This is a genomic window from Paenibacillus abyssi, from assembly GCF_014640295.1.
GTDB classification, from domain to species: Bacteria; Bacillota; Bacilli; order Paenibacillales; family Paenibacillaceae; genus Paenibacillus_D; species Paenibacillus_D abyssi.
This window is the reverse complement of sequence record NZ_BMGR01000009.1, coordinates 93,653-106,802: the sequence shown is the minus strand read 5'-3', so window position 1 is coordinate 106,802 and position 13,150 is coordinate 93,653. Positions and strand designations below refer to the sequence as shown.

The window sequence follows — 13,150 nt, the reverse complement described above, 5'->3', positions numbered from 1 at the left end:
CATGAAAAAACGGATAAAGCTGCGTACATTATTGGTTGGGGGGCTCATCACCCTCCTTTTTGTTGTTTTGGTTACAAGAGTTTATTTTGTACAGGTTGTTCACGCGGATTTCTGGCTTGGCAAAGCGCGGGAGACATGGGCGACATCCGAGAGAATTCCCGCCAGTAGAGGAACGATTACGGATCGGGACGGTAACATTCTGGCCATGGATGCCCCTGCTTATACGGTGGCGATTAACCCCGAGGTCATTAATAAACTGAAGATTCAGCAGCAGGTTGTGACCAGCTTGCATTCGATTCTCGGTAAATCCGTTGCAGGCTTGCAAAATGATGTGAGTGCGAAACGGGAGAACGGCGATTTTGTCGTACAGCGGGAGATTCGCAGCGAAGGATGGAAGATCGATAAAGAAATTGCTGATAAGGTCGCGGCATTCCGGGAAGAACTGCAAAAGCAGACAGAGCAGCGGGATGTCGGCATTTATCTGATGGAGGAGTCAAAGCGGTTTTATCCGAAAAACTCTCTGGCTTCTCACGTGCTGGGGTATCTCAGAAAAGACGGTGAAGCGATCGGAGGCCTGGAATCTTCTCTTGATAAGGATCTTCGCGGCGAAGATGGATATATCAAATATGAGAAGGATGGCAGACGGGTCCAGCTCGCAGACGGAGAGGTAGATTACAAGCCGGCTGTGGACGGCAAAAATGTGACGCTCACTATTAATACCGATATTCAGTATTACATTGAGGAAGCAATAAAAGAGGCGAATGAGAAATATAAGCCGAAAAGTATAACGGCTATTGCCGCCGATCCGCATACGATGGAAATTTTGGGGATGGCGAGTTATCCCGATTATAATCCGAATGAATATTGGAAATCCTCCAGCCAAGCGAATTTCTACAACCATTCGGTCAGACAGTTGATCGAGCCTGGATCAACCTTCAAGATCGTTACGCTGGCAGGCGCGGTTGAAGAGGGTCAGTTCAATCCGAATGAAACGTATATGTCGGGAAGCATCAAGGTGCCGGGATATACAATACGGGATCATAGACGTGAGGGCTGGGGTGAGATATCGTTTTTGGACGGATTGAAATACTCTAGTAACGTTGCGTTTGTCAAGCTTGGTTATGAACGGCTCGGTTCTGAAAAATTGATGAAGTATATCAAAGACTTTGGCTTTAGTTCGCGTACAGGCATTGAACTGCCGGGCGAGGTTGCCGGCACTGTGGATTTCTTCTACCCTTCCGAAGTTGCGACGGCTACTTTTGGTCAAGGAAAGGTGCAGGTGACGCCGATTCAGCAGGTGGCGGCTGTAGCTGCAGTAGCTAATGGAGGGAAATTATTAGAACCGCACTTGGTAAAGAAAATCGAAGATCCGGTTACGAAAAAAACAACAACCATTCAACCTAAAGTCGTTAGACAGGTTATTTCTGAAGAAACGGCGACAAAGGTGAGCGAATACTTGGAGCAGGTCGTCTCTGACCGCGAGATCGGTACAGGCAAAAACGCTTATATCGAAGGCTACCGGGTTGCGGGAAAAACGGGGACTGCCCAGAAAGTTGTCGGCGGTAAATACGCGGATGACAAATATGTTGTATCCTTTATCGGTTTTGCGCCGGTAGAAAATCCGAAGATCGTCGTTTACGTTGTTGTTGATGAACCGGATGATCCTTATGCGGGAGGCGGTTCGGTAGCCGCTCCGGTATTCAAAAAGATTGTACAGCAAAGCCTGCGCCAGATGGGCGTGCTTCCGACAGCAAGCGATGCGGAAACCTCCAAGGACGATGGGACGCCGCGTAAATTATCGGTTGAGGTCCCCGACCTGTCCGAGCTAAAGGTTGCTCAAGCCGGTACAGAGTTGAAGCAGCGCGGGTTGCCTTATGAAGTGGTCGGAAAAGGCGGCACAGTGCTTCAGCAAATCCCTGAAGCGGGCACGAGAGTACCGACAAGCCAGCGCGTTTACCTGATCACGGAGGAGCGCAAGCAAATGGCGATACCGGATATGACCGGTCTGCCTTTGCGTGATGTTCTGGAAGTTTGTTCGCTTCTGGATATGCGATGTGTGACGGAAGGCGAAGGATATGTAACTTCTCAAACCCAGGAAAAGCTGGATGGCGAAACCGTGCTGAAGGTGCAGCTTCATCCACCAGGTGTAAGGGCGGAGAGTGAAGGCCAGACTGAAGACGGCTCAGAAGAGCAAGCAGCATCCGAACCGGCAGGGAACTGAAGGAATACTAGCCGGGTAGGGCTTTCACAGGCTGCAGCTTGTTCTATCCCCCGGTTGTCCCGAATAGGCTGAGATTGAAGCGGCAATTGACGAATAAAGCCACTTTAGCCGATTCGGAAGGGGGAAGGACGTGAAAGTTTCAAGTGTCATGGTTAGGCGGAGGTTGTTTATCGCGCTGATCATCGCGGTGCTGTCCTTTGCTGCACTTATTGTGAGGCTGGGTTACGTACAGTTGGTGAAAGGCGGCGAGCTCTCTGAAAAAGCAGAGGATTCTTGGCGCAGAAATATTCCATTCTCCGCCAAACGGGGAGAAATAGTAGATAGCAGCGGGGTTAAACTTGCTTATAATGTCAGCTCGCCGACCGTTATGGCGATTCCGGCGCAAATAAAGGATCCGCGTACAACGGCAAACAAGCTTGCCCAAGCTTTGGATATGTCGGAGGAGCGGATCTTTGCAACAATTACCAAGAAGTCACTCGTTGAACGGATAAATCCCGGCGGCCGCAAGATTACGCTTGAGAAGGCACAGGAGATACGGGAGTTGAATTTACCCGGGATTGTCGTAGCGGAGGATAACAAACGTTATTATCCATTCGGCAGCCTGGCTGCTCATGTGCTTGGCTTTACCGGGATCGATAATCAAGGCTTGACGGGCGTCGAGCTTACGTATGACAAACAGCTTAGCGGTTTATCGGGAAGCATCTCGTTCTTATCCGACGCTAAAGGCAGACAGATGCCGGGCTCTTCGGACACATATCAGCAGCCGCGGGACGGCTTGAATCTACAATTGACAATTAATAAGCAAGTGCAGACAATCATGGAACGTGAATTGGATCAGGCGATGGTGCAGCATCAAGCGAAGAGCGTTATTGCGATCGCGATGAATCCAAAAAACGGCGAGATTGTCGGTATGGCAAGCCGTCCTACATACGTACCGGACAAATTCCGCGAGGTGCCTTCGGAAATTTACAATCGCAACTTGCCGATCTGGATGACGTATGAGCCGGGATCAACGTTCAAGATTATTACGTTGTCAGCCGCCCTTGAAGAAGGTAAAGTGGACTTGAAGAAAGAGCGCTTCTTCGATCCTGGGGCGATCGAGGTTGGAGGGGCCAGGCTTCGCTGTTGGAAAAAGGGCGGACATGGCTCCCAAACCTTCCTCGAAGTGGTTGAAAATTCTTGTAACCCCGGATTTGTTACATTAGGCAACAGATTGGGTAAAGACTTGTTGTTCGGCTACATCCGGAATTTCGGATTTGGCGCGAAAACAGGAATTGATCTTCGCGGGGAAGAGAACGGCATTATGTTTAAGATGAGCCAAGTTGGGCCGGTTGAGCTGGCGACGACAGCGTTCGGCCAAGGGGTTTCCGTCACGCCAATCCAGCAAATAACAGCCGTATCCGCAGCCATTAACGGCGGATATTTGTTTAAGCCTCATGTTGCAAAGGCATGGATCAACCCGGTAACGGGCGAAACGGTCGAGGAGATTAAGCCTGAGGTTGTACGGCAGGTGATCTCTGAGGAGACTTCGAAGCAAGTGCGCGAGGCACTGGAGAGCGTGGTAGCCAAGGGCACGGGACGCAATGCGTTTATTGACGGTTACCGGGTCGGAGGAAAGACAGGAACGGCCCAGAAGGTTATTAACGGACGATATTCACCGGATGAGCATATTGTTTCGTTTATCGGTTTTGCTCCGGCCGATGATCCCCAGCTTGTCATCTACGTGGCCGTAGATGATCCGCAAGGTTTGCAATTCGGTGGACTTGTCGCTGCGCCGATTGTCCGTAATATGATGGCAGATGCGCTTGGTGTATTGGGAATCCCTCCAAGAGCAGATCAAATCGAGAAAGAGTATAATTATGGTGATGTCAGGATAGTAGAGGTACCGAATCTGGTAGGGAAAACCGTAACGGAAATTTATGAGGATCTAAACATGAATTTCAACCTTTCCTCCGCAGGCACAGGCAATGTCGTCATCCGGCAGGCGCCGGCAGCGGGCACCCGGGTTGAGCAAGGCTCGACAATTCGAGTTTATTTAGCTAAAGAGCATGATGAAATTGATCACCATTGACTATAATGGTAAATAACGAAGCTAGCGGAAAAGGAGGTCCGGGCACATGCGTCTGGATGAAATGGCAGCATTATTATTAACTTCACGGTTGGAGGGAGACGGTTCAATTACAATTAAAGATATTCAGGTAGACTCCCGTAAGGTGGAAGCGGGTGACTTGTTTATCTGCTTGCCCGGCCACACACAGGATGGGCACGACTATGCGTTCGAGGCCAAAAACCGAGGAGCGGCTGCCTTTGTCACCCAGCGCAAGCTGGACATAGATGCTCCGCAAATTATTGTGAAGGATTGCCGCTTGGCGATGGCTGTTCTCTCCGATCATTTCTTCGACCATCCGTCCCGGAGATTGAGACTGATCGGCGTAACCGGTACAAACGGCAAGACGACGACCACATATTTAATTGAACGCATACTTGCCGATGCGGGACATTCTCCCGGGGTAATCGGCACAATTGAGATGCGTTATGACAACAAGACGTATCCGATGTCGGGGACAACGCCGGAGGCTTTGGAGCTGCAGCGGTACTTGGCGGATATGGCGGATGCGAAGTCCGATTATTGTGTGATGGAGGTCTCCTCGCATGCCCTGGAGCAAGGAAGGGTAAAAGGCTGTCATTATCGCACGGCGATCTTCACAAATCTGACGCAGGATCATCTTGATTATCATGGTACAATGGAGCAATATGCAGCGGCCAAGGGGCTGCTGTTCTCCCGTCTGGGAAACACGTATGATGAACCATCGGGCAGCGGCCAATTCGCTGTGTTAAACGCGGATGATCAGGCCAGCGCTGCTTTTGCGCGCTTAACTGCGGCCGAAGCAGTTACCTATGGCGTTGATCATGAGGCCGATGTGCGCGCGACGGACATCCGGATCACCTCTAGGGGGACTACGTTTAAAGTCAAGACATTCCGCGGAGAAGCAGATATCTCCTTGCGGATGGTGGGGAAATTCAATGTCTATAATGCCCTAGCCGCGATAACTGCGGGTTTGATCGAAGGCATCAGCTTAGAGCGGCTGAAACAAAGCCTTGAGCAGGTGCCTGGCGTGCCGGGACGTGTTGAGGGCGTAGATGCCGGACAATCCTTTGCGGTTATCGTAGATTATGCGCATACGCCTGACGGACTTGAGAATGTACTGAGCGCAGTTAAGGAATTTGCGCCAAAGCGCGTGCTGTGTGTATTCGGCTGCGGTGGCGACCGTGACCGGACGAAGCGCCCGTTGATGGGACAGATTGCTGCGAAATATGCCGATTATGTGTTTGTCACTTCCGATAATCCAAGAACAGAGGATCCGGCGCAGATCCTAAAGGATATTGAAGCAGGTCTTCAGGAACAGCAAGTTGATTCGAATCGGTATGAATTTATCATTGATCGTCGCGAGGCGATTCAAAAAGCGGTTGAAATGGCAAGCCCTGACGATGTAGTATTGATTGCGGGGAAAGGTCATGAGACCTACCAAATCATTGGCCGGGATACGATCGATTTTGATGACCGGCTGGTAGCCAAAGAAGCGATAAGGAGTATGTTGTCGTGATTAATAAAACAATCGGAGAACTTGCACGTTTATGCGGAGGCAAGATCTCTTCCAATGATACAACCGCTGCCGAACGCAGCTTTGCAGGGGTGTCAACAGATACGCGCAAGGTTGGGGACGGACAGTTATTCATCCCGCTCAGCGGGGAGCGTTTTGACGGACATGATTATGTTCAGCAAGCGCGCGAGCGGGGGGCCGCTGCAGCCATGTGGCAGGAAAACCGCCCGATACCGGAGCCTTTGTCCGATTGGACGCTTGTGCTCGTTGATGATCCGCTTGCAGCACTGCAACGGTTGGCTGCTGCTTATCGGTCTGAATTGCCGGTCCGCGTGGTCGGCATTACCGGCAGTAATGGAAAGACAACGACGAAGGATATGGTGGCAGCGGTGCTCGCCACCGTTTTTCGCGTCCATAAAACTGCAGGCAATCTAAACAATCATATCGGCCTGCCTTTGACGATTCTGGAAATGAATGAACAGACTGAGGCTGCGGTGCTGGAAATGGGAATGAGCGGATTCGGGGAGATTGAGCTGCTGACCTCGATCGCCAAGCCTGACGCCGCAATCATCACGAATATCGGAGATGCCCACCTGCTGCAGCTTGGATCGCGGGAAGGCATTGCCAGAGCAAAGCTGGAGATTGCCAGCGGGTTAGAGCCGGGCGGTCTGCTTGTGTATAATGGTGACGAACCGCTTCTCAAGGAGGCATTAACAAGATCGCCGCTTCCTGACGGAATTGCGGCCCAATCGTTCGGCGCACAAGCCGGTAACGATTGGGTGGCGCATGACATGATAATAGAAGCCGCCGGATCCAGCTTTATACTCAGCCGGACGGCGAACGGAGATGCTGCAGCTGACAGCTCCTATGCCTATAAAATTCCGGTACCCGGCAGCCACAATGTATTGAACGCGGCAGCGGCCATTGCAGTCGGCATTAACCTGGGGATCGAGCCGGAACGTATCAAGGAAGGGCTGGCCGAATTAAAGATCAGCGGTATGCGCATCGAAACGGTACGTGCGTATAATGGCGCGACCGTGCTTAACGATGCATACAATGCCAACCCGACCGCTGTACGAGCGGCAATTGACCTGGTTGAACGGTTAAACGGCTTTAAACGCAAATGGCTGGTACTCGGCGATATGCTGGAGCTCGGGCCGGAGGAACAAGCGCTGCACCGTGAGATTGGAGCTTATATTACGCCGGATAAAGCGGATGGCGTGTTGACCTACGGTTCTTTAGGGCGTCATATTGCCGAAGGCGCCTGGGCTGCCTTCCAGGCATCACCGCAATCGGTTATTCATTTCGAAGATAAAGCGGAACTGTCCGCATGGCTCATCAATGAGCTGAAGCCGGAAGATCTTGTACTGGTCAAAGGCTCGCGCGGGATGCGCATGGAAGAAATCGTACAGGCGCTTGAACAGGCGATGGGGGGGTGAGCATATGGACATGAAGGTCATATTAATGACGATGGGCGTCTCCTTCTTACTAGCGGTTATACTTGGACCTTTGTTCATCCCGCTGCTTCGGCGATTAAAGTTCGGGCAAGAGATTCGCACAGACGGACCGCAGAGTCATTTAAAGAAAAAAGGCACGCCAACGATGGGCGGCATTATTATCATGCTTGCGCTCACGCTGGCATTTCTGAAATTCTCCGATAAAACGATGGATTTCTGGGTGTTGATTACGGCATCACTGGGCTTTGGACTGATCGGATTTTTGGATGATTACATTAAAATTGCTTTTAAACGTTCGCTTGGCTTAACTGCCGGGCAGAAGCTCGTGGGTCAGCTGCTGTTCAGTATCATCTTATGCGTGCAGCTGTATTCGATGGATCACAGTACTTTTGTTGCTGTGCCCGGAACCTCTTGGGGACTTGATTTTGGTTGGTTTTATTATTTGTTTGTCATTATTATTTTGTTTGGAACAAGCAACGCGGTTAATTTTACCGATGGTGTTGACGGCCTGCTGGCCGGATCAAGCGCGCTTGCCTTCGGTGCATACGCCTTGATTGCCATGCATGTCACTGCGCACGAGTCCGCTGTGTTTTCCGCCGCGATGATTGGCGCTGTGCTTGGCTTTCTTGTGTTTAACGCTCATCCGGCAAAAGTATTCATGGGCGATACCGGCTCACTGGGGATCGGAGGCGGATTGGCCGCTGTGGCAATTCTAACGAAGACCGAACTGCTGCTTGTAGTCATCGGCGGCGTGTTCGTATTGGAAATGCTGTCTGTTATCCTACAGGTTGGTTCCTTTAAATTACGCGGCAAGCGTATTTTTAAGATGAGCCCGATTCATCATCATTTTGAGCTTTCCGGCTGGTCCGAGTGGCGTGTTGTAACGGTGTTCTGGTTTGTGGGGCTCGTATTTGCATCACTAGGCTTGCTCTTACACCGCGGCTTGTAGTCGCATTGTTATGAGCTTTAAATCTCTCAATTAAAGCATAACTTAACGTTTTACACCGGTCATCCAGTCAGCCATATAGCTTCGCCCGTGACCAAGCAAGGAATAGCGGGCATACATAAAGGGGTTGTAAATTATGAACCATCCGGCATTGTACCGGGACCGCCAGGTTGTCGTTCTCGGATTGGCCAGAAGCGGCGTCAGTGCGGCAAAGCTGTTTCACTCTTTGGGCGCGCACGTCATTGTAAACGACAAAAAACCGAGAGAACAAAGTCCGGAAGCAGCTGAACTCGAAACACTCGGCATTGAAGTGATATGCGGTTTCCATCCGGAGAATTTGATTACGGGCGATACGGCATTGCTTGTCAAAAATCCGGGAATCCCTTATCAGGCACCGCCCGTTCAACAAGCGATCAACCATGGGGTCGAGGTTGTAACGGAGGTCGAGGTCGCGTATTGGCTGTCTCCGGCTCCAATGATCGGTATCACTGGCTCGAACGGCAAGACGACGACAACAACGTGGATTGGAGAGCTGCTGGAGGCAGCTGGTTTAAATCCGATTGTTGCGGGTAATATTGGAAGGCCATTATGCGAAGCCGCGATCGAGGCTTCCGCTGACAACTGGATCGTTGCCGAGCTGAGCAGCTTTCAGTTAAAGGGGACCGTCACATTTGCGCCGAAGGTCGCTGTTCTGCTTAATATCGTAGAGACGCACCTGGATTATCATGGCGGAATGGAGGATTACATCGCCTCCAAGGCAAAAGTGTTCGCCAATATGTCGGAAAGCGACATGGCAGTCTTGAATTGGGATGACGCTGTGTGCAGAGAGCTTTCAGGAGGGCTGAAGCCGCGTGTGCTGCCTTTCTCGTTAACGCAGCAGTTAGAGACCGGCGTCTTCATCGAACCGCCGTACAAAGCGGATGATACTGACGAGGACGCTCGTTTATCCCGGCAGATTGTTTGGCGTGACGAAGGAGGAAACGAACATGCCATCGTTCCGGTCGCCGAGCTCGGGATTCCGGGACGGCACAATGCGGCTAACGCATTGGCAGCCATTGCGGCCTGCCTAGCCGCGGGTGCTGAGCCGGAGAAGCTCGTACAGCCGCTGCGCGAATTCAAGGGTGTGGAGCACCGGTTGGAATATGTGTGCACAAAGCATGGCGTCAAATATTATAACGATTCGAAAGCCACGAATCCGACCGCCACAACGATGTCGGTAGGGTCTTTGCCCGGCGGCGTTGTGCTGGTAGCAGGCGGTCTAGACCGCGGCTCGGATTATATGGAGCTCCTTCCCTTGTTCCGTAACCGGATTAAAGCTTTAGTCGTACTGGGTGAAACGCGTGGCAAGCTGGCGCATGTCGCCGAGCTTGCGGGTTTAACTGCGGTTAAAACGGTCGAACCTGAGGAGGAAGCCGAAGCTACCCTGCGCAGCGCGGTGATCGAGGCGTCCAAGCTTGCGGAGGCTGGCGATATCGTATTGCTGTCGCCTGCTTGCGCGAGTTGGGACATGTTTACATCGTACGAGCAGCGCGGGCGCATTTTTAAGGATTCGGCGCATACCTTGTAAGTAGGGGGCTTGTCCCTACTTCCATATGTAAAGGGTGTCTGCGTTATGGCTAAAGCGAGGTCCGCCCCGGATCTTTGGATGATTGTCTCGATTTTACTCATTCTCACTATCGGTCTTGTCATGGTTTACAGCGCGAGCGCAGTGCTCAGCTATAACGAGTTCGGCGACGCTTTCTATTATGTAAAAAGGCAGCTGCTGTTTGCGGTTTTGGGCATCGGCGCGATGTTCTTCATGATGAATACGGATTACTGGGTTTGGAAAAAGGGTTCCAAGCTCGGCTTGCTTATCTGCTTCGGTCTCCTGATACTCGTACTGATCCCCGGGATTGGCGTTGTCAGAGGCGGCGCAAGAAGCTGGCTGGGCATCAGCTCATTTGGCATACAGCCGTCGGAATTTATGAAACTGGCGATGGTCGTTTTCTTGGCCAGGCTGTTATCGGAGAGACAGGATCAAATCACATCCTTTACAAAGGGGCTGCTGCCGCCGCTTGGCATTATGGGGGCAGCTTTCGGACTTATTATGCTTCAACCGGACTTGGGCACAGGTGCGGTCATGGTCGGCGCTTCAATTATCGTTATCTACTCTGCAGGGGCCAGGCTTGCCCATCTCGGCTCACTGGCCCTGATCGGCGTTGCCGGTTTAATAGGGCTGATCCTTGCCGCTCCCTATCGGCTGCAGCGGATTACCGCCTTCATGGATCCATGGCAGGATCCGCTTGGCGCGGGGTATCAAGCCATTCAATCGCTTTATGCGATTGGGCCGGGCGGTTTGGTTGGGCTTGGGCTAGGAATGAGCAGGCAAAAGTATAATTACTTGCCGGAGCCGCAAACGGATTTTATCTTCTCCATCTTAGCGGAAGAGCTGGGATTTATCGGCGGCATGTCAATCATTGTTTTGTTTTTGATTCTCGTCTGGCGCGGCATGCGAACGGCGATTACGGCGCCGGATTCGTTCGGCAGCTTGCTGGCCGTAGGAATTACGGGGATTATCGCGGTTCAGGTGTTAATCAATATCGGTGTCGTCATCGGTATGCTGCCGGTAACCGGAATTACGCTCCCGCTTGTCAGCTACGGCGGTTCTTCGTTAACGCTGCTGCTTACCGCACTTGGCGTCTTACTTAATATTTCCCGTTATTCGAGGTGATGTTTCATGCGAATCGTATTAACCGGAGGAGGAACGGGCGGACATATTTATCCGGCCGTTGCCGTCGGCAAACAGATACAAGAGGAAGTGCCGGAGACATCGCTTCTTTATATCGGAACAGAACGCGGGCTGGAGAGCAGGATCGTTCCTGCGAAGGGCATTCCTTTTGAAGCAATCGATATCACGGGATTCAAAAGAAAGCTTTCTATAGATAATGCCAGAACGATTCTTCGCTTTATCAAAGGCGTTAAACGCTCCAAACAGCTGCTTCGCGAATTCAAGCCAGACGCGGTTGTCGGCACCGGGGGTTATGTATGCGGGCCGGTAGTCTACGCGGCTGCCAAGCTTGGCATTCCAACCCTTATCCATGAGCAAAATGTAATTCCCGGCTTGACCAACAAGTTCTTGAGCCGTTATGCAGATCTTATCGCGGTTAGCTTTGAAGCGTCAACGGCGCATTTTAATGGATCCAAACGCGTCATCTATACAGGCAATCCATGCGCAACCCAGGTGCTGCGGGCTGAACCGGAAAAAGGGTGTGAATCACTGGGGCTTCCTGCAGGCAGCAAAATCGTACTGATCGTCGGCGGCAGCCGCGGCGCAAAAGCCATCAACGATGCGATGCTCTCCATCGTGCCCGAGCTGAACCGGTTCCCGGATATTCATTTTGTGTTTGTAACAGGAGAGACTTATCATGAGCAAATTTTACGGCATATCGCAGAGCGGAAATTGTCCGGATCCGGCAATTTGCATATACGACCTTATTTGCATAATATGGCACAGGTACTGGCCGCAGCTTTGCTTATTGTAAGCCGCTCTGGAGCGTCTTCCATAGCGGAGATTACAGCGCTTGGCGTACCATCGATCCTGATTCCTTCACCGAATGTAACGAATAACCATCAAGAGCCTAACGCCCGCAGGTTAGCGGATGCCGGCGCCGCTGAAATGGTGCTTGAACGCGATCTGACGGGTGCGCTCCTATTAGATAAACTAGAGTGCATCATCGGCAATGAAGACCGGTTGAAAAAAATGAGCAATGCAGCTTCAGCGCTGGGAATGCCTGAATCCGCGCGAATGATTACAGGAGAACTCCTAAGGTTATGTTCAGGCAGATAGAGTCGCCGTTCCGCGTGAATAGGCGACTGTCACACTCCAATATCAGCAGGCATAAGATACTCTATAATCGTGACCGCTTCCCAAGGCGGCCCGGTTGTTGCATCCGACGCCTGAAATCGTGCAAAACAATGAACCTGGTTGTTACGATGACTGCGTTCACCACATCACAAAGGAGGTCCCGCAAATGCGGCATTTCATTGAAGAATTGAACCAAGCTTCAGTAGGCACCGTGCGGTTTGATGAGCCGTTAGCCGACTATACGACTTGGAGAATCGGCGGTCCTGCAGACATACTAATCATTCCGGGCAGCAAGGATGAGATCGTAAATACGATCCGGCTGCTTCATAAATATCAAATGCCATGGACGAATCTGGGCCGGGGCTCCAACATGCTGGTCAGTGATAAGGGAGTGCGCGGTGTCGTAATCAAGCTCGGGGAAGGATTGGATTATGTCCGGTTTGAAGGCAGCCTGGCGCATGCCGGCGCTTCCTACTCCTTTATCAAGCTTTCCGTTATGACCGGCAAGGAAGGATTGACCGGTTTGGAATTTGCGGGAGGGATTCCGGGTTCGGTCGGCGGAGCCGTCTATATGAATGCCGGAGCCCATGGATCGGATGTGTCACGTATCTTCAAATCAGCTGAGATTGTGCTGGAAACAGGGGAATTGGTTCAATACGGAAAAGCGGATATGGAGTTTTCCTATCGGCACTCTGTGCTCCATGAACGCAGAGGGATCGTCATAAGTACGACATTCGAGCTTATGCCTGGAGACAGGAAAGAGATTGCCGCGGCCATGGCATCGTACAAAGACAGACGGCTTCGCACACAGCCGCTGCAGATGCCCTGTGCCGGCAGTGTGTTTCGCAATCCTCCAGGAGATCATGCCGCCAGACTTATTCAGGAAGCCGGATTAAAAGGGCTTCGGTCGGGTGGTGCTGAGATTTCCGAGCAGCATGCCAATTTCATTGTAAATACCGGGCAAGCAACAGCTGAGGATGTTCTCACCCTCATGTCCCGCATTCAGAGCATCATCAAGGAACGTTACGGAATTGAACTGATGCCGGAAGTGCTGGTGGTGGGTGAGCGGTAAATCGGAGG

9 protein-coding genes are annotated in these 13,150 nt (G+C 51.7%); all 9 read left to right on the top strand.

The annotated features are described in order from the left end of the window. Window position 1 precedes the first annotated feature (1 nt). Window positions 2-2,221: a penicillin-binding transpeptidase domain-containing protein gene (locus IEW11_RS14495; RefSeq protein WP_188531774.1), complete on the top strand. Its 2,220-nt coding sequence runs from the start codon at window positions 2-4 to the stop codon at window positions 2,219-2,221. 130 nt (window positions 2,222-2,351) lie between these two features. Then, window positions 2,352-4,292: a stage V sporulation protein D gene (locus IEW11_RS14490; protein ID WP_188531773.1), complete on the top strand. Its 1,941-nt coding sequence runs from the start codon at window positions 2,352-2,354 to the stop codon at window positions 4,290-4,292. A gap of 46 nt (window positions 4,293-4,338) precedes the next feature. Beyond that, a complete protein-coding gene (locus IEW11_RS14485) occupies window positions 4,339-5,826 on the top strand; it encodes a UDP-N-acetylmuramoyl-L-alanyl-D-glutamate--2,6-diaminopimelate ligase (protein ID WP_188531772.1) in 1,488 nt (495 codons plus the stop codon). After that, complete coding sequence (locus IEW11_RS14480; RefSeq protein WP_188531771.1) at window positions 5,823-7,262, top strand: UDP-N-acetylmuramoyl-tripeptide--D-alanyl-D-alanine ligase; 1,440 nt, start codon at window positions 5,823-5,825, stop codon at window positions 7,260-7,262. The genes IEW11_RS14485 and IEW11_RS14480 overlap by 4 nt, the downstream gene beginning before the upstream one ends. A 4-nt stretch (window positions 7,263-7,266) precedes the next feature. Continuing rightward, window positions 7,267-8,229 carry a phospho-N-acetylmuramoyl-pentapeptide-transferase gene (gene mraY / locus IEW11_RS14475; protein WP_188531770.1) on the top strand — a complete coding sequence of 321 codons (963 nt, stop codon included), beginning with the start codon at window positions 7,267-7,269 and terminating at the stop codon, window positions 8,227-8,229. A 133-nt stretch (window positions 8,230-8,362) separates the two neighbouring features. Next, window positions 8,363-9,793 (top strand): UDP-N-acetylmuramoyl-L-alanine--D-glutamate ligase, encoded by a 1,431-nt coding sequence (gene murD / locus IEW11_RS14470; RefSeq protein WP_188531769.1) that lies wholly within the window; start codon window positions 8,363-8,365, stop codon window positions 9,791-9,793. A gap of 45 nt (window positions 9,794-9,838) precedes the next feature. Next, window positions 9,839-10,936, top strand: a complete 1,098-nt coding sequence (gene spoVE / locus IEW11_RS14465; RefSeq protein ID WP_188531768.1) for a stage V sporulation protein E — start codon at window positions 9,839-9,841, stop codon at window positions 10,934-10,936. Window positions 10,937-10,942: 6 nt separating this feature from the next. Then, window positions 10,943-12,052: an undecaprenyldiphospho-muramoylpentapeptide beta-N-acetylglucosaminyltransferase gene (gene murG / locus IEW11_RS14460; protein ID WP_188531767.1), complete on the top strand. Its 1,110-nt coding sequence runs from the start codon at window positions 10,943-10,945 to the stop codon at window positions 12,050-12,052. A 184-nt stretch (window positions 12,053-12,236) separates the two neighbouring features. Continuing rightward, a complete protein-coding gene (murB, locus tag IEW11_RS14455; protein WP_188531766.1) occupies window positions 12,237-13,142 on the top strand; it encodes a UDP-N-acetylmuramate dehydrogenase in 906 nt (301 codons plus the stop codon). Window positions 13,143-13,150 lie beyond the last annotated feature (8 nt).